Source organism: Wolbachia endosymbiont (group A) of Andrena helvola (assembly GCF_964028415.1).
Classification (GTDB): domain Bacteria; phylum Pseudomonadota; class Alphaproteobacteria; order Rickettsiales; family Anaplasmataceae; genus Wolbachia; species Wolbachia pipientis.
This window is the reverse complement of record NZ_OZ034779.1, coordinates 1,525,972-1,540,825: the sequence shown is the minus strand read 5'-3', so window position 1 is coordinate 1,540,825 and position 14,854 is coordinate 1,525,972. Positions and strand designations below refer to the sequence as shown.

Sequence of the window (14,854 nt, the reverse complement as noted above, 5' to 3'; positions counted from 1 at the left end):
TAAACTCTGAAGTGTAAATTACTTAAGAAATAGTGACCTTACCCAGAAAAAGTGGAGAGAAAGAAAAGAGTTTTTTTGGGTAAAATAAAATTTTGGAGGATTAGAAATGGTAAGAGAATATACGGCAGAATTCAAATTGGAAGCTGTTAAACTGGCAAATGAACAAAGAAAGGCAGGTCAAACAATTACAAAAATAGCAAAGGATTTAGGAATAAAGGGTGGTTTATTAGGAAAATGGATAAAGAAACACAACGAAAAAAAGTCAGCGGCAAATGCATTTCCAGGTAGAGGTAACATGGCTCCTTACGACAAAGAGAGGTTTGATTTACAAAGCAAGAGTAACAAGGGAAAGAGACATTTAAAAAAAAGCCCTGGCCAGTCAAAAAGAGTAAAATATTTTTTCATAAAAGAGCATAGTAAACACTATAAAGTGCAGGAATTATGTAGGGTTTTCTGCTAGTGGCTACTATAAGTGGACCACAAGAAAAATAAGCAGTAGAGAATCAGCAAATAAAGAGCTACTCGAAGCTATTCAAAAAATATATCAAGCTTCTAAATGTAGATATGGAGCTCCTAAAATTCATGCTGAATTAAAGGCTTTGGGTAAAAGTTGCAACTTAAAAACAGTGCAAAGTATTATGCAGAAAAATGACATCAGGGCTATACTGAAAAGAAAGTTTAAAATTAAAAAACAACAAACAGATAATAGAGCTGTAGCTCCCAATATACTAGATCAAAACTTTATTGTTGATCAACCAAATAAAGTATGGGATTACTTACATCAAAACCAAGGAGGGATGGCTATATTTGGCAGCAATAATTCTCACGTATGGTAGTTAATGAGTAGTGCAATAAATAAACAATTGGTTATGAACTCTTTATTAATGGCCATTAATAGGCGTAAACCTGTTAAAAATCTACTGCTGCACAGTGACCAAGGTTCACAGTATACTGCGCAAGGGTATCAATATCTCTTAGCTTCTAAGAAACTCCCTCTATTAGTTTATCTTGTTTTACCAAGATATAGCCAAATTCCTTTGCTCTTTTGATCAAATTTTTCACAGTTCTATCTTTATAGCGTGTTTCATAGTATTCCATTCCTTTTTCCACATATTCCTGCCCGTATTTGAGCATACTATAAAATATGCATGCTATTTTTCTTGCAGTAGCTGTTATTGCTTTTGGCGCTCCTAATCGTTTTTTTAATCTCCTGTAGTATGCACCCAATGAACTTTTACTATTTCCTACAGAATTAGCAGCCATTCGAAATGCATTCGCAGCACGATTAATGACTTTACGCGTTCTTGTGCTAAACACTTTTTCTCCTGTAATTTTATTGGCAGGGCTGAGTCCTAACCACGATGAAAAGTGCTTTTCTGTTGACCATTTATTATGGTTTATACCAGTTTCTGAAATTATGGTCTGTATACTTAGCACATCAAGTCCTGGAACTTTAGTAAAATCCATACCAGTTACTCGGTGCAGTTCTGCAAAGCAAAACCCGGCTTACTTTTGCTATACTTATTCTTTTCCTTACTCAGCTGTTTACTTTCGTAAGACTTTGTTTCAAACGTTTTATAATAGGCCTCAATATTTCTATCACACTCTGCTATTTTTTCTTGGTAAATATTATATAGTTCAAATTCTTGCCTTAGCGTGAATAGGTGCTCCTCCCTATAGTCACCAGATAACGCTTTTGCAATAGTGGATTTATTGTTTTTAATATTTGGACTCCTGAACTCAGCCAGTTTGTCAGGGTTCCTTTCACCTTCTACAATTGCTTTAATGATGTGCATTCCAGTAACACCAGTAATATCACTTATAACTTTATGTAACTGAATATTCATTTGAATTAATGCCTTCTGCATACGTAGAACATGCGTAGATGCACTTTCAGTGAGAGTCTTACGTTGCCTAACATAACTACGCAGTATACATATTTGATTGTCTGGTCTAAATGACCCCTGAAGTAATCCGTAACTGTGCAGTTGTTGAAGCCATTGACAGTCTTGAACATCTGACTTCCTTCCAGGTACGTTCTTTACATGTTTTGCATTTACCAATTTTACTTCGAACCCAGATGATTCAAGTATTTGAAACAAAGGGATCCAGTATACTCCAGTAGATTCCATAGCTACAGTCGTAACTTTACACTTTTTTAACCACCGTGCTAAATTATGAAGATCTTCAGTAAAACAGCCAAATTTTTGAACACGTTGTTCATCTCTTCCTTCTGGTACACATGCGTAATGTACAGCTGAACCAATATCAATCCCCGCTGTATCAGGATTGACTATCTTTAATTTACTTTTTGCTTTTTTCATGGTAACCTTCTCTTTATAATTTACAATAGTGAAGCGCTTCAGCTTGGAATGGTTAAATAATACACTCTTCTAACCGAGGTAGTCTAAGGACTCCATCAATGGTTTAACCGTTTCCTCCAAAACCACGCTGCAAAACGGGCACTTAAGGCACCATTGCATAGTTCGGTTATAACTGCAGGAGCGCTTCTTGTAAATTATACCTAACTATTACTGAAAATCTAGATAGGGAGTTTTTTGTCTGGTTTAACAGACTTCATCCGTTCGGCGCTGTAAAGAATATAGATGAGTAATAAAGGCTGTTGTTACGACAATTCTGTTGCAGAAAGCTTCTTTAGCTCATTGAAAAGAGAAATACTTATTGATACTTCACAACACTCTGCTCAACAAACTAGAACTGCAATATTTGAATACATAGAAATTTTTTATAACAAACAACGTCACTATTAACTATTGCATTCCAGAACAATTTGATGCATCATTCTTTTTGTAAAAAACATTCCACACTTTCTCTCCACTTTTTCTGGGTAAGGTCATATGTGTACATCCCCATCATGAATGCTATTTTCGGTAAAATCTCTTACAACGCTCAAAAGCAGAAAAACAAAAACTTGATTTTCTCAGCTAAATAGTGGACCATCAAAAGCACGCATAAATATCTACAATGAAAGAAAAAACTTTCACAATCATCGATGGCTATGGTTTTCTTTTCAGAGCTTACTATGTACTACCTCACTTAATTACCACAACAGGAATGCCAATAGGTGGTGTATATGGCTTTCTGAATATGGTTCTTAAGTACATTGCCCATTCGGACTACTTAACTATAGCACTTGATGCAGGGAAAAAGAATTTTAGGCACAATTTATATCCTGAGTACAAAGCGAACAGAGTAACGCCTCCTGAGGATCTAACTCCACAGTTCACCATACTGAGGGAAGCGGTAGAAGCTTTTAACCTCAGCTATGAAGAGATTGAAGGTTATGAAGCAGATGATATAATTGCAACACTAGCTGCAAAATACGCCAACCACCAAGACTTTAAAGTGGTAGTCGTTTCATCAGATAAAGATTTATTTCAACTCTTGAACCACAATATTTTAATATTCGACCCCATTAAAAATATATATATAGATGAAAAACAAGTAATAGAAAAATTTGGTGTAAACTCACACAAGCTTCTTGATTTATTTTCTCTAACTGGTGATGCATCTGACAACATTCCAGGCGTTCCGGGAATAGGTCCGAAGACTGCAGCTAAATTACTGGATGAATTTGATTCATTGAATAATATTATAGAGAACATTGATAATATCGAGCAAACGAGGATTCGTAATATTCTCACCGAACATAAGGAAAAAGCTCTAATTTCAAGAGAACTTTTATCACTATGCGAAAAAGTAGACCTTCAACATGATATTGCAAAATATGAAGTCCATTCTCCAAATATGGAAAAACTATTATCCTTTTTAAAGAAGTATGAATTCAATTCCTTAATAGGGAAAGTGGAAAAGCTTTTTTCCTATAATGGGTCTAGCACAAAAGAGAAAATAGAATATAGTAGTGAAGAGTTAGAGAAATTTTTGGAGCATTGTAGATATGAAGGCAAAATTGCAATTCATTACCACCTTGAAAACAATGTATTAAGTCTATCTTATAGCGAAAGTAATATTTTTTATATAGAGCAAGACAGCATACAAGATGCACTCATTATAATTAACTTAACTTTGCTCTCAAATGGAGTGCTTAAAATAATACATAACATTAAAGAGATCAGGAAAATCTTCCCTACAGTAGAGAAGATGCTAGATTCAGTTGATGATTTGATGATAATGTCGTATAGCTTGGATACAGGAAAGCATGATCACAGTATTCCAAACATAGTTGCGCATAATTTGAGTGAAAATGCAGAAATTTTCTCGGCAAAAACTTTAATAGCAATTCATGAAAAGCTAAAGCAAAGGTTATTTCAGGAAAAATTGCTCACAATTTACGAGCGCTTCGATAAGCCACTTATGAAAGTAATATTTGATATGGAGAAAAATGGGATATTACTGAACATACAAAAATTACAGGAGCTGTCCGATAAATTTCAGCAGGTAATTGCCGTGCTTGAAGATGAGATATATAATTTGGCAGGAGAAAGATTTAATATTGCTTCGCCAAAACAATTAAGTGATGTTTTATTCAACAAAATGGGGCTTAATAAAAAGAAAAAGTCAAAAAAATCTGGATCGTATAGCACCAATTATGAAGTTCTAGAGGCACTCGAAGAAGAAGGGGTAGAAATCGCAAGTAAAATCTTAAATTGGCGACATTTAAGTAAATTAAAAGGCACCTACACTGATGCATTAATAAAGCAAGTTGATCCACTTGATGGTAGAATACACACAAGCTTTTCAACGACTGCAACTGCAACTGGAAGGCTGAGCTCCAGCAATCCTAATTTACAGAATATTCCTATCAGAAGCGAAGAGGGAAATCTCATCAGACAAGCATTTATTGCGCCAAAAGGGCATAAGATAATTTCTGCTGACTATTCACAAATAGAGTTAAGACTCCTGGCACACGTTGCAAACGTTGCAGCATTTAAAGAAGCTTTTGCAAACGGACAAGATATTCATGAGATCACCGCTAGGCAAGTTTTTGGAGTGCAAGAAATAGATGAGCAATTAAGACGCAAAGCAAAATCCATCAATTTTGGAATTATATATGGCATTAGCCCATTTGGTCTTGCAAAGCGGCTTGGAATTACCATTGCGGAAGCTGCTGAATACATTAATTACTATTTTTCCTGTTACCCAGAAATAAAGGCCTATATGGAAAAAGCAGTGTCTATCGCAAGATTGCATGGTTATGTAGAAACTTTGTTTGGCAGGAGATGCTTTGTAAGAGACATAAACAATACAATTCCTTATATAAGACAATTTGCAGAAAGGGCAGCAATAAACGCACCACTGCAAGGCACCGCCGCTGATATAATAAAACGTGCGACGATTCAGCTTTTTGACCAATTAAAAGTAGGTAAAATAATCCTCCAGGTTCACGATGAACTACTGGTTGAAGTAGAAGACGAAAAGGTACAAGAAACAGCAAAACTTATGAAAGATATAATGGAAAATGCAATAGAAATTTCTGTACCACTTGAAGTAGAAATAAAAGTTGGCGACAACTGGGGTCTAAATTCCCTTAATTATGACTTAAACATCGTGAATTCTAGGAGTATAAATCATTTGAACTAATACGAAAAATATGTTAGAATAGAACATAGCAAATGCAAATAGGTCAGCCATGATAGGCACACAAGTAAAAAGTTCAAAACCTCCAAAGTTACCTACTCAGGTAATCTATGATGCCTTTATACAATTGCTAAAAAACAAAGTACAACCTAAAGAATTAAAGGAAGATGACGAGGCAGTACTCGCTTTCATGCTAAGTCAGAATCAAACTATATTCAATAATGTCAAGCTAGAAGATGTAGAACCACTCAGTGAAGAGAATTTTTCTCAGTTTTTACTTTCTGTGTTTAAAGAAATTAGGGAGCAAGGCTTAGCTAGAGAAGAGAAATTAAATGATGATAAAATACGACAAATAATAACCAAGTGTGTAGCTGATATACGGGGTACAGAAGCTAAAGATTCATCCATAAAGTTCGTATTGGAAATGCCGCTGCTGCTAATTGGAGGGATCAAAATAGACCCGAAAAATATTTCTGGCTCCTTTATGGATGGGGTGAAAGAAAAAATACCATTCTTAGGTAAAGACAAAAAAGAGGAAGATGAACCACCACTTAGTGATGAAGAGATGGTAAAAACGTTCTTAAGCAAGATCTTTTTTCCTGTCCTTCTTTCCACTATTCCAATGTTAATTTTTGGTCCTACTACACTCGGAGTAGTTCTTACTGCTATCGGCACAATATTTGCCATAAAAGGAGGAGTGGAGGTTCTTTTTTCAAATAACAAAAAAGGTACTTTGTATGACCCTAGCTCACAAGATAAAGATGATACAGAAAAGAGAGCAAAACTGAATGGAAAAATTCTCGAGGGCATTGATGATATTTTAAAAACCCCAGTTACAGAAGTTGAGAAAGGCACCTCTGTTTCTGAACAAATTTCCCAAGGAAAAGAAAAGAGTGAACAACAGCCTGTTCCTGAGCAAATTTCCCAGGTAGGAAACGAAAAAAGTGAGCAGCACGATCAATCTTGGACAGGAAAGGAAAACAAACGAAGGGAAAAACCACAGAGCAGCAAAGGTAAGACTACTCAGGTTTGCTAAAAGTGAATTGTGTAAGAGATCTGCTATTATTCTATAGCACATACAACAGGAGTATGGTCAGACGGATTTTCTAGCTTACGCAATCTATCATCTATGTAGCATGTTTCCAATTTATCTACAGCTTGTGGTGATAACAGCATATAATCTATTCGCATTCCTTGATTATTTCTGAGTGAATTGCCTTGATAATGCCACCAAGTGAATTGTTGCAAATTTGGGTGAGATATTCTAAACGCATCTTTAAACCCAAGATTCAAGATCGCTCTTAACTTCTCACGTTCTTTTATATGAAAGCACACTTGGCCATTCAATAAGTTTGAATCAAAGACATCAATTTCATCCGGTGCAACATTATAATCGCCAGCTATAATAGTTAACTCTTCATTCTTTAACAAAGTGCTCATCCTTTCATATAGATTATCAAAAAACTTGAGTTTATATTCAAATGCTTGAGAGTCCGGGCTTTGACCGTTTGGAACGTATACACTTCCCACCCTTACCTTCTGATTATTGTGCTTTATTATGCACTCTATATAACGCGCTTCTTGATAACCTTCTACGATATCAATCTTAAACTTCTCCAGTATCGGATATTTAGATAAAACACAAACGCCATTTCTTGCAACTTGTCCATAGACAGCACATTCATATCCCAGCTTCTCTATCTCTGCATAAGGAAATTGCTCTTCCATACATTTTATCTCTTGCAGCAAAATTATATCTATCTGACTATCAACTATAAAACTACAAAGTTGGTTAACTCTTTTACGTATGGAGTTTACATTCCAAGTTGCAATCTTTAGCATCAACAATCCTTATTAATTATATCAATTAAACTCTCCCCAGTAGGCAACCTCGATGTTATAATTTTTTTCCATTTGATTAACTTTAAACTATCAGCAATGTTTTTACTCATGGTATATGCAACTGCATTATTCATCACATGAGATAACCCACTTTTTAGAACTAATGAACAAAATATCCTTGCTGTCTGTGAGGAAAAAAAAGCAACACTATCAATTTTACCATCCAATAGTAAATTTTTACACCTATTAGTTAGATTCCTTTTTATAATTGTTTTATAGAGTACAACTTCTCTTACGTTAAAATCTTCTTCAGATAATCTCTTTTTTAGGTCACATGATACTTCTTGTCCCCTTATATACAAGAACTTTATTGCGTTTGAATAATGAGCTTTTATGAATGATATCAGACCATCAACGTTGCTGTCTGCTGAGATTATATCAGAAAATCCCAAATTTTTTGCAGCCTGCATGGTTGAATTACCAACTGTAATAATCGGAAAGTCATCCTCTTTGCATATTTGACTAAGAGCCTTTACACTGTTTTTACTTGTAGATATCACAACGTCAAATTCGTACGCAGATATATCAGGATTTAAGTACTTTATTGTGAATACTGGTTCTATAAAAACTTTGTATCCATACTTTCTCAATATATTTCTTGTATTGAACGAGTCCAATAAAGGCCTCGTTAATAAAATAGACTTCATTCTGATTTATTTCACTACTAGTAAAATAGTACCCTTTATACACAAATTACTGAATAAAAACTTTTATTTTGATAGCTTGAGCAATTATTCAAGTAATTGATGTGGAAGTAGGAGTACTAAGCGCTCCTACCCCAATAAGCCCACAATTTCTGCTTACACTTTTTTGACGCTAATTACATCGAACTCTTTTGAATGGCTTCCTTCAGTGGAATTATATAGCTAATATTCCTGTATAAGTTAAATAAGTTAATACTTAAGCTTGTACTCTTGCAGTATTTGAAGAGAGATTCTCAAGGACGTTTTTTGTCTGTGGTTCACTAATCATAGTTTGAACGATATTAGCTGCCATAATAACACAGCCTAGAATAAAAAAAGGCGTAGAAACAAAATAAATAACAGAAGACTCAAAAAGCGACATAGATGCAATACCTCCTATTAGAAATGAAGCACTGGATGCTATATCAAGATAGATCTTTGTTAACTTTTTTTGTCCTGGAGTGTTTTTTATGCCAGATTTCTTATTAAGATTCTGTTGTCGGGAATGATCATTTAGTGACCATATATTTAAAGCAAACGAAAGTGCACTGAATATAGTGCCGGCAATACTAAAATACAGACTTAAGACAGGAATATTCAAGACCAATGCCGCTATGTATCCAATGAAAGAGATAGTAGATAGTGTAGTAACTAAGCGTTTCGAGTAAGTTCGTACCTTCTTTCTGTAGGCTAACTTATCTTTTTCACCATACATAGCATAAATATTACCTAATATGTTATATTATAACATTAATTAATTCAATAAGCAATATGGAAGCTAAGAGTGCCCGAGAGAAGACTTGAACTTCCACAACTTAAAAAGTTACTAGCACCTGAAGCTAGCGCGTCTACCAATTCCGCCACCCGGGCTTTTTATAGTTTACTATGTTAAAGTTAAATAATATACTTAAACAATTTTTAGTTCAAAGGTAATGCCAAATCTAGATCAAATATTTTTTGCTCAAAACAATGTTAATATTAATAACGTATATAAAATAGTCAATAACGCTTTGAGCAATAGCGATGGTGGTGAGCTGTTTCTAGAATTTTGCCAGTCGGAGTCCCTGGTTTTTGAGGATAACATATTAAAACACATGGACTTGAATACTAGAAGGGGATTTGGTTTAAGGTCTTTTTGTGAAGATAGTACATCTTTCGTTTGTTCTTCTGAGATCAGCGAAAAAGAAATTAGTAATGCTGCTTCTATGGTAAAAAGCTCAGTGTCTTTAAACAAGACAAATTCAATAAATTTAAACGAAGAGACAAAAAGCCTATATTCGAGGATTAACCCTATAAATGAAATGGATCTGAATTCAAAGATTAAGCTACTCAATGAGGTTAATGAGTATGTAAGGTCCAAAAATAACTGCGTGAAGCAAGTAAAAATAACTCTAAGTGGAGAATGGCAAGTTGTACAAATAATAAAGGGTGATCACAGATTAAGCGATATCAGGCCTCTGGTACGTTTTAATGTGCTAGTCATTGTAGAAAAAGATGGCCGTACCGAAAGAGGTTCTGCAGGGCATGGTGGAAGGGACTCTTATAGTAAATTTATTTCTGAGAAAAAGTGGAAAGAAGTTGCAAATCAAGCATTAAAACAAGCACTAATAAATCTTGAAGCAATTCCAACTCCAGCTGGAGAAATGACAGTCGTTTTAGGTCCAGGCTGGCCAGGAGTATTGTTACACGAAGCCGTGGGTCATGGACTTGAGGGCGACTTCAATCGCAAAAAAGTCTCAGCATTTTCAAATTCTGTGGGTAAACAAGTAGCAGCTAGTGACATCACAGTAGTTGATGACGGAACTCTGCCCAATTTGCGCGGCTCTATCAGCGTAGACGATGAAGGCACTCCACCCAGTTATAATATATTGATAGAGGATGGGATCCTAAAAGGATACATGCAGGATCATATGAACGCTAAACTCATGGGTGTAAGCCCAACTGGTAATGGTAGAAGAGAAAGTTATAAAGAAGTTATTATGCCGCGCATGACAAACACCTATATGTTGCCCGGAAAGTATACACCGAAGGAAATAATATCTAGCGTAAAGAAAGGTCTATATGCAGTAAATTTCGGTGGTGGGCAGGTTGATATAACGTCAGGAAAATTTGTTTTTTCATCTTCGGAAGCTTACCTAATAGAAAATGGCAAAATTACACAGCCAGTAAAAGGAGCAACACTAATTGGTGACGGTCCAACAGTGTTGAAAAAAGTATCTATGGTTGGTAATGACTTAAAGTTAGATCCTGGTGTTGGCACATGCTCGAAAGATGGACAAAATGTGCCCGTTGGAGTTGGTCAGCCGACACTCAAAGTCGACGCAATAACTGTTGGTGGAACTGAGATATAGATAAGGGCTAAAACGGATTCCAGCGCACGGCGCACAGCTGTACAAACATTATGATTTGGAAGCAATTGCCACCAATAGGGTGTCATCCCAGTGTCTGGGCACTGCCTTTGTGTTTGAGGCAAAACTGGCTATAACATTTAACACACTGCTTTCGCAAATAAATGTTCGTACAGTTATGTGTCAGCTACTTGGATGACACTTTTGTACTTGATGCAAGATTATATCTTGAAAAAATTAAGTTTTAATGCTATAAAATAATTGTAAATTTTGTCTCCGTGGTAGCTTTATGAATGTTGAAAGTAAAAAAATACACGATGCTAAAATAAAATTACCAATATTTCTTGATTATCAATCTACTACTAAAGTAGATCCCCGTGTTTTAGAGGTGATGATACCTTACTTTGGTGAGTTCAGCAATGCACACTCTCGCAGCCATTCATTTGGTTGGACTGCTGAAGAAGCAGTGGAAAAAGCAAGGAAACACATCGCTGATCTGGTGAACGCAGATAGCAAAGAAATTATCTTTACCTCAGGTGCAACTGAGTCAAATAATACGGCAATCAAGGGCGTTGCTCACTTTTATAAAAATAAAGGAAATCATATAATCACTGTCTGCACGGAGCATAAGTGTGTTCTGGATTCTTGTCGGCATCTGGAAAATGAAGGCTTTAAAGTTACATATTTGCCTGTTAAGCAAAACGGAATTATAGATTTATCAAAGCTTGAGGAAGCAATTACTGATAAAACAATTTTGATTTCAGTAATGATGGTAAATAATGAAATCGGAGTAATTCAGCCTGTAAAGGAGATTGGTAAAATATGCAGAAAGCATAATATATTTTTCCATACAGATGCAGCTCAAAGCTTTGGAAAAGTTCCAATTGATGTTAATGAGATGTGCATTGATCTTATGAGTCTCTCTAGCCACAAAATTTATGGACCTATGGGAATAGGCGCATTATATGTACGTAGAAAGAATCCTCGTGTTAGGCTGATACCACTAATTAGTGGTGGTGGACAGGAAAGAGGCATGCGTTCTGGAACAGTTCCAACACCTCTTGCAGTTGGTTTTGGTGAAGCGGCACGTATTGCTAGAGAAGAAATGAAAAAAGAAACAACTAGAGTGGAAGAATTAAGGGATATTTTGTATAACAAGATAAAAGAAGCGTTTCCTGATATCGTTTTAAATGGTGATTATGAAAATAGAATTCCTGGCAACCTAAACTTGAGCTTTCCCTATGTTGAGGGTGAGTCTCTCATCATGGCAATCAAGGATTTAGCAGTAAGTTCTGGTTCTGCGTGCACGTCTGCGTCTCTTGAGCCTTCCTATGTAGTACGGTCGCTAAATAATGGCCATGACCTTGAGCATTCATCAATTAGATTTGGCCTAGGCCGATTTACAACTAGAGAAGAAGTTTTGTATGCAGCAGATCTTGTTGCTAAAAATGTTGGCCGACTGAGAGAAATGAGCCCACTTTGGGAGATGGTACAAGAAGGAGTAGATTTGAACACCGTGAAATGGGACTCTCATTAAATGTATCCGTTCCAACTGCAAATGCACTTTGAAATTACTCTGTACCGTTCACACTTAATTCTTCAATCTCACTAATAGAAAGGCCAGTAAATTTGACAATAGTGTTGACATCAACATTGTTAGCCAGCATTGCTTTTGCGACTTCGATTTTTCCTTCGATTTTTCCTTCAATTTTCCCTTCCTCTTTACCGATTTTGATGCCTCTTTCTTCGCCAATTTGGATGCCTTTTTCAGTAGCAAGGTCAAGTCTGTATTCAAGAATGGCTTCTTCTTTCCGTAGATCCATTATTCTTTCTTCATAAGCTACTAAATCTTTTTCATTCCAGCTAAACCTGTCTAATTCATCGTAGGCTAACTTTATTATTGGTGCTTTTTCTGCTATTTTCCTTAAGTCTTCTTCCGTAGTTTCATCTGCATATTTGAAGAAAAATAACCAACGATCCACTATGCTTTCTAGCTGTTCTTCCTTATTCTTAGGAAATTTAGGTAGTTCAATAAATACAAATTGAAAATCTTTTAAGTCATGCTCATTGGTTTTCTCATCTCTTATAGTGTGGCTGGATATATAATCAAGCTTATCAGGAAATAAATTACAATTAGAGATAGCAATAAAGAAAACCTTCTTTAAATCAATGTACTTACCAGATTTATCAGCTTGCCTTGAGTAAGCCTTAGCAGCATATAGTTGAGCTCGTTTTTCGAAGCCTTTATCGCGAGTAAGCTGGTTAGGTAAGGAAGTAGTATTGCTACTACTCCCTCCCTTAGAAACGCAGCATGCAGGTTTCCCCACACTACGCTTGAGCCCCTTATCTAAGTCCTTCTTTTCTCGAACCGGCTTGTCCTTCATGATTCCTCAGAAAACATCATTCTTAATGGTGACACCAACAGTAGAGAACCTTCTCTTGAGAAAGAGCTTGCTAACATTTTTGTTTGTTTCACTCTTTCATCAAAATACTTTTTCCATTTTAAGTCAAGTGGATTTGCATCCGCCCTGATTTTAACATGTCGTCTGATAGGTATATCAATCAACCTAAGCAGTCTTAAATACCTTATCTCTTTCGGTTTGTTCTTGCATATGGGTGCAGCAAAGACCCATTGGCGTTGTTTCATTACCTTGAAGTAACGATTCTTTATCCAACGTAATCCTTTACGAGGATGTCTTTTCTTTGCCCATTTCCATAGAGCACACATAATTTCATGGTCTATTTTGTTAAAAGCTCTTTTCGCACACACATGGCTGTAGTAATTTCCCCATCCCCTTAATAGGGAATTGAGCAACTTGATTAGTACGGCCTGAGTGTTCGCTATGTTTGCCTTTATCAATGTACGTGCTTTATTAAGAAGTTTCTTAATACTTTCTTTTGAAGGTTTTATAATTAACTTCTTATTATACCTGCGTACATTACAACCAAGAAAGTCAAACCCTGTTGTAATAGATGTAATTTTTGTTTTCTCTTCGGAAAGGATAAGACCTCTCTCCTGAAGAAAGGACGATACTAGAGGTTTTACTTCATTTTCCAGTGCTTCACGTGTGATTCCTGAAATGATAAAGTCATCTGCGTACCTGATTACATTTACTCCACTTCTGATTTTGCTTCTTCTTTTACTGCCAAGTTTACCAAATTGACTTTCCAATGATTTTTCAAGTCCATTTAGGGCTAGACTTGCTAGTATTGGAGAGATGATACTACCTTGTGGGGTACCTGCAGTTGTGGAATACAGAGTTTTTGATTCTAGGAAGCCAGCTTTTAACCAGCTATGAAGAATTTTCTTCTCCATAGGAATATGCTTCATGAGCCATTCATGGTTAATGTTATCAAAACACCCTTTAATATCACCTTCGAGTATCCATTGTAGTTGGTTACGGCTTGCCAGTAACAAGTGACAAGCCACAGTAGCGTCTGCGCAGGATCTTTTTGGTCTAAAACCATAAGAGTGACGATCACTGATCGTTTCAGCTATCGGTTCCAAAGCAAACAAGTATAATGCTTGCATGGCTCTATCTTTTATCGTAGGGATTCCAAGAGGTCTTCTTTTGCCATTAGACTTACTGATGTATATCCGTTTTAGCGGAGAAGGTTTGTATCCTCTTTGTTTTAATAGCTTTATTCCTTGAAATTTTGTGTTGCAAGTTGACCATATTTGACGATCTACACCTGCTGTGTTTTTTCCTTGGTTTTCAGTTACTCTCTTAACCGCCAAAGCTTTGCCGCTAAAAGAGCGTGTGAGAAGGTGTTGTAAAGTTTTCACCTTTACCCCATCTGCCTTGTTGGACAGCCTTAACAATACGCCTCTGTAGCCTCATAACAACTTTTTGGCATTTCTTCCAGGGTAACTGGTTCCATGCTTCGGAGTTATTGGTAGGTGCACTTACAGTTGTACTTGTAATCATCTGCTTTCCTACCTTAAGTGGTTAACAAAGTTTCTTGTCATGAGGGACCAAATGGAAGTCTGCTCGTTTTCACGCGAATTAATGTTACAAATTCTATCCATTTCGTTACAAAATGGCATTCGCTTTCTCCATTATCCTTTACCTGCACATCCATCAGCATTCCTTGCGGGTTGCCTGCCATATAGGCGAAAATACAGGCTTATCCTGTTCCTTTTGTCATACAATAGTGGGTTAGGTGGCTTCTCTATACCGGTGGAATTATTATTTGCGTACATCCAGAAATGAAAAATGTAACTCATCCACATTACCTTTTGGTCGGAGCTTATCAGCATCTTTAGCTCTTTAATCGTTACGATACTTATGAAGCTTCACTTACGTTCACCATACCACTAAGCCTAGCCCTCCAACCACATGATGCTTGTAGTTTATGCTT

General features: G+C 36.2%; 16 protein-coding genes, 1 tRNA gene and 1 pseudogene. 9 read left to right on the top strand and 9 right to left on the bottom strand.

Features of this window, described 5'->3' with window-relative positions; all coding sequences use genetic code 11:
• The first annotated feature begins 106 nt into the window (after positions 1–106).
• Genes ABWU73_RS07990 through ABWU73_RS08165 form a run of 3 tightly spaced genes read left to right on the top strand, consistent with a single transcriptional unit; the run spans position 107 to position 1,049 of the window.
• On the top strand, positions 107–460 hold the full coding sequence (locus ABWU73_RS07990; protein WP_264329466.1) for a transposase: 354 nt from the start codon (positions 107–109) through the stop codon (positions 458–460).
• A complete protein-coding gene (locus ABWU73_RS07985; RefSeq protein ID WP_319633798.1) occupies positions 414–836 on the top strand; it encodes an IS3 family transposase in 423 nt (140 codons plus the stop codon). Before ABWU73_RS07990 ends, ABWU73_RS07985 begins: the two co-directional genes overlap by 47 nt.
• A gap of 3 nt (positions 837–839) precedes the next feature.
• The gene (locus ABWU73_RS08165) at positions 840–1,049 is read left to right on the top strand and encodes a hypothetical protein (RefSeq protein ID WP_405197159.1); all 210 of its coding nucleotides are present in this window, start codon (positions 840–842) and stop codon (positions 1,047–1,049) included.
• Here ABWU73_RS08165 and ABWU73_RS07980 read toward each other — a convergent pair.
• Positions 982–2,324 (bottom strand): annotated as a pseudogene (locus ABWU73_RS07980) (IS110 family transposase). The gene ABWU73_RS08165 and the pseudogene ABWU73_RS07980 overlap by 68 nt on opposite strands.
• Positions 2,325–2,606: 282 nt before the next feature.
• Here ABWU73_RS07980 and ABWU73_RS07975 point away from each other — a divergent pair.
• The 3 genes from ABWU73_RS07975 to ABWU73_RS07965 all read left to right on the top strand — a co-directional run bounded on the left by ABWU73_RS07975 (position 2,607) and on the right by ABWU73_RS07965 (position 6,595).
• Positions 2,607–2,771, top strand: a complete 165-nt coding sequence (locus ABWU73_RS07975; protein WP_010082072.1) for an IS3 family transposase — start codon at positions 2,607–2,609, stop codon at positions 2,769–2,771.
• 214 nt (positions 2,772–2,985) lie between these two features.
• Complete coding sequence (polA, locus tag ABWU73_RS07970; RefSeq protein ID WP_264329465.1) at positions 2,986–5,562, top strand: DNA polymerase I; 2,577 nt, start codon at positions 2,986–2,988, stop codon at positions 5,560–5,562.
• 49 nt (positions 5,563–5,611) lie between these two features.
• A complete protein-coding gene (locus ABWU73_RS07965) occupies positions 5,612–6,595 on the top strand; it encodes a hypothetical protein (RefSeq protein ID WP_264329464.1) in 984 nt (327 codons plus the stop codon).
• Positions 6,596–6,621: 26 nt separating this feature from the next.
• Here ABWU73_RS07965 and ABWU73_RS07960 read toward each other — a convergent pair whose 3' ends face one another.
• The 4 genes from ABWU73_RS07960 to ABWU73_RS07945 form a co-directional block, all read right to left on the bottom strand.
• Positions 6,622–7,401, bottom strand: coding sequence for an exodeoxyribonuclease III (locus ABWU73_RS07960; RefSeq protein WP_264329463.1), 780 nt, complete (start codon positions 7,399–7,401; stop codon positions 6,622–6,624).
• The gene (locus tag ABWU73_RS07955; RefSeq protein ID WP_182321018.1) at positions 7,401–8,108 is read right to left on the bottom strand and encodes a uroporphyrinogen-III synthase; all 708 of its coding nucleotides are present in this window, start codon (positions 8,106–8,108) and stop codon (positions 7,401–7,403) included. The genes ABWU73_RS07960 and ABWU73_RS07955 overlap by 1 nt, the downstream gene beginning before the upstream one ends.
• Before the next feature lie 253 nt (positions 8,109–8,361).
• On the bottom strand, positions 8,362–8,859 hold the full coding sequence (locus ABWU73_RS07950; protein ID WP_010962975.1) for a hypothetical protein: 498 nt from the start codon (positions 8,857–8,859) through the stop codon (positions 8,362–8,364).
• Between the two features lie 70 nt (positions 8,860–8,929).
• Positions 8,930–9,014 (bottom strand) — tRNA-Leu (locus ABWU73_RS07945).
• Between the two features lie 62 nt (positions 9,015–9,076).
• Here ABWU73_RS07945 and tldD point away from each other — a divergent pair.
• From tldD to ABWU73_RS07930, 3 genes are all read left to right on the top strand, one after another.
• Positions 9,077–10,495, top strand: coding sequence for a metalloprotease TldD (gene tldD, locus ABWU73_RS07940; protein ID WP_264329460.1), 1,419 nt, complete (start codon positions 9,077–9,079; stop codon positions 10,493–10,495).
• 55 nt (positions 10,496–10,550) lie between these two features.
• Positions 10,551–10,691, top strand: a complete 141-nt coding sequence (locus ABWU73_RS07935) for a hypothetical protein (protein WP_153296798.1) — start codon at positions 10,551–10,553, stop codon at positions 10,689–10,691.
• 90 nt (positions 10,692–10,781) lie between these two features.
• A complete protein-coding gene (locus ABWU73_RS07930; RefSeq protein ID WP_010081919.1) occupies positions 10,782–12,029 on the top strand; it encodes an IscS subfamily cysteine desulfurase in 1,248 nt (415 codons plus the stop codon).
• Between the two features lie 34 nt (positions 12,030–12,063).
• Here ABWU73_RS07930 and ABWU73_RS07925 read toward each other — a convergent pair whose 3' ends face one another.
• Genes ABWU73_RS07925 through ABWU73_RS07910 form a run of 4 tightly spaced genes read right to left on the bottom strand, consistent with a single transcriptional unit; the run spans position 12,064 to position 14,602 of the window.
• Positions 12,064–12,876: an Rpn family recombination-promoting nuclease/putative transposase gene (locus ABWU73_RS07925; protein ID WP_265017774.1), complete on the bottom strand. Its 813-nt coding sequence runs from the start codon at positions 12,874–12,876 to the stop codon at positions 12,064–12,066.
• Positions 12,873–14,279, bottom strand: coding sequence for a group II intron reverse transcriptase/maturase (gene ltrA / locus ABWU73_RS07920; RefSeq protein WP_341810225.1), 1,407 nt, complete (start codon positions 14,277–14,279; stop codon positions 12,873–12,875). Before ltrA ends, ABWU73_RS07925 begins: the two co-directional genes overlap by 4 nt.
• Positions 14,242–14,421 carry a reverse transcriptase N-terminal domain-containing protein gene (locus tag ABWU73_RS07915; protein WP_341810224.1) on the bottom strand — a complete coding sequence of 60 codons (180 nt, stop codon included), beginning with the start codon at positions 14,419–14,421 and terminating at the stop codon, positions 14,242–14,244. The genes ltrA and ABWU73_RS07915 overlap by 38 nt, the downstream gene beginning before the upstream one ends.
• A gap of 37 nt (positions 14,422–14,458) precedes the next feature.
• On the bottom strand, positions 14,459–14,602 hold the full coding sequence (locus ABWU73_RS07910) for a hypothetical protein (protein WP_173862902.1): 144 nt from the start codon (positions 14,600–14,602) through the stop codon (positions 14,459–14,461).
• Between the last annotated feature and the right edge of the window lie 252 nt (positions 14,603–14,854).

Coding starts and splice junctions, on each gene's coding strand:
- ABWU73_RS07990 (WP_264329466.1), top strand. CDS start 107: ATGGTAAGAGAATATACGGCAGAATTCAAATTGGAAGCTGTTAAACTG.
- ABWU73_RS08165 (WP_405197159.1), top strand. CDS start 840: ATGAGTAGTGCAATAAATAAACAATTGGTTATGAACTCTTTATTAATG.
- ABWU73_RS07975 (WP_010082072.1), top strand. CDS start 2,607: ATGAGTAATAAAGGCTGTTGTTACGACAATTCTGTTGCAGAAAGCTTC.
- polA (WP_264329465.1), top strand. CDS start 2,986: ATGAAAGAAAAAACTTTCACAATCATCGATGGCTATGGTTTTCTTTTC.
- ABWU73_RS07965 (WP_264329464.1), top strand. CDS start 5,612: ATGATAGGCACACAAGTAAAAAGTTCAAAACCTCCAAAGTTACCTACT.
- ABWU73_RS07960 (WP_264329463.1), bottom strand. CDS start 7,401: ATGCTAAAGATTGCAACTTGGAATGTAAACTCCATACGTAAAAGAGTT.
- ABWU73_RS07955 (WP_182321018.1), bottom strand. CDS start 8,108: ATGAAGTCTATTTTATTAACGAGGCCTTTATTGGACTCGTTCAATACA.
- ABWU73_RS07950 (WP_010962975.1), bottom strand. CDS start 8,859: ATGTATGGTGAAAAAGATAAGTTAGCCTACAGAAAGAAGGTACGAACT.
- tldD (WP_264329460.1), top strand. CDS start 9,077: ATGCCAAATCTAGATCAAATATTTTTTGCTCAAAACAATGTTAATATT.
- ABWU73_RS07930 (WP_010081919.1), top strand. CDS start 10,782: ATGAATGTTGAAAGTAAAAAAATACACGATGCTAAAATAAAATTACCA.
- ABWU73_RS07925 (WP_265017774.1), bottom strand. CDS start 12,876: ATGAAGGACAAGCCGGTTCGAGAAAAGAAGGACTTAGATAAGGGGCTC.
- ABWU73_RS07915 (WP_341810224.1), bottom strand. CDS start 14,421: ATGATTACAAGTACAACTGTAAGTGCACCTACCAATAACTCCGAAGCA.
- ABWU73_RS07910 (WP_173862902.1), bottom strand. CDS start 14,602: ATGGCAGGCAACCCGCAAGGAATGCTGATGGATGTGCAGGTAAAGGAT.